Consider the following 1,546-nt stretch of genomic DNA (forward strand, 5'->3'; position numbering starts at 1 on the left):
ATATGATGCTCCAACGGGAAAACTTGGGCTTAGCGCCAAAGGGGGATATGAAGGAATTTATGCAGCCCTTGATAAAAAAGCTGAAGGGGCGTAGACGGTGACGGTAATATTTTATACGTTGATTACTTACTCAACCGCAATAGCCGTAGTTTTTATCGGTTCTAGTCCAGGTAGTGTAGTATAAATATATACAACACTTCTCTCTTCGGACTATCTGTATCATTTTTCCTTGGTTTTAACCCTTGCCTGGTAAGCGAGGGTTTTTTGTTGTTGTATTAAAGTAGGCTCCTACTTTAGCGCCCTACTTTGTAAAATGACAGTAGGTACAGGAAAATAGTCAAAAAAATACCCCCTGATTAAAGGGGGTAGGGGGTTACCAGGTAAGGGTTAAACTTCTGTTAGCTCTACTGATTCGCTTACCCCAAGATAATGCCTCAGTATCACATCTACGCTATTACCGCAGGCGGTTGCTATATGTAATAGCGCATTGTTATTGTGAGCATTAGCGTGAGCAGTAAGGGTGATGTAGGTATGGCGAGTGTGATAAGGGCTTAGGTAGCCTGATATCTTGCCATCGGCAGCTAATTGACTGACTATACCAGGGTAGTAATACTTTCGCTTAGTACCATCACTGTTTGTTTTGCTAGACGTTTGTCCTTGCCATGCCCCACTCAAATTTCCATTACTCAAATAACTGCCATTCTTCCCAGGAAAAACTAAATCTCGGGTTGCCACACTTTTGAGCGATATCAGTAATCTTTTGAGACGAGAATCTTCTTTAAAATAAAAAAGTCTCGTCTCCCCAGTCTTGGTCTCTTTGAGTTTGCGTGTAGACGCACCTAGCGATTTGCTGAATCGGATTACATTACGTTCAAAATTGATATCACCCCAATTTAGGGCAAAAGCCTCCGATGTGCGACATCCTGTAAGAAAGTAGAATTCGATTAGGGGTGCAACATACTTTACAGATGCCGAATTTGACTCATAAAATGCCTTGATGATAGTATCACGCTCTACCTTAGTGAAGGCACGTCTATCGCCTTCCAAACCTTTTTCGTCTGTTATCTCATGCCATTCTTTTTCCTCCCCATTTACTATTTTGGATGCGTACTTTTGCTGAGTTGTGATAGCAGGTGCGCTGTACTTATCTAGTACGAAAGGGTTTTCGGTTGTACTTTGTAAAATTCCTTTAGACTTACAAAAATCAAAAGCCTTGTACAATTCATTCTGCAAGTATTGTTTCTTGCTCATCGAAATTGAGTTTGCGACCTCCCTAATTCCGGTTACGTCACTCAATGATTTTGAGGACAAGTTATTGGAATTAATGCTAAAGTCCTTTGTGTTTTGATTGAATGTTTTTCCCTCAATGGCGTTACTGAATTGAGAAACATACTGAGCTTTAAACGTAGTCTCTTCAATCGTTGTTTGCTTCCACTGAAGGTACACCTCCCACATCTCGCCTACGGTAATCTCGGGTGTTGCAGCCTGTACACCTGGCATCTGAAGTACATCAGCTAGCTTGGCATATTTGCCCCCGCCTATACCA

1 protein-coding gene is annotated in these 1,546 nt (G+C 41.7%); it reads right to left on the minus strand.

Annotation, left to right across the window (positions count from 1 at the left end; genetic code table 11):
* Nucleotides 1–387: 387 nt before the first annotated feature.
* Nucleotides 388–1,546, minus strand: a 1,159-nt coding sequence (locus JGK22_RS33045) for a site-specific integrase (protein WP_293314560.1), incomplete at its 5' end; no start/stop codon positions are given.

The sequence above is a fragment of the Microcoleus sp. PH2017_08_TRC_O_A genome (genome assembly GCF_020738665.1).
Classification (GTDB): domain Bacteria; phylum Cyanobacteriota; class Cyanobacteriia; order Cyanobacteriales; family Microcoleaceae; genus Microcoleus.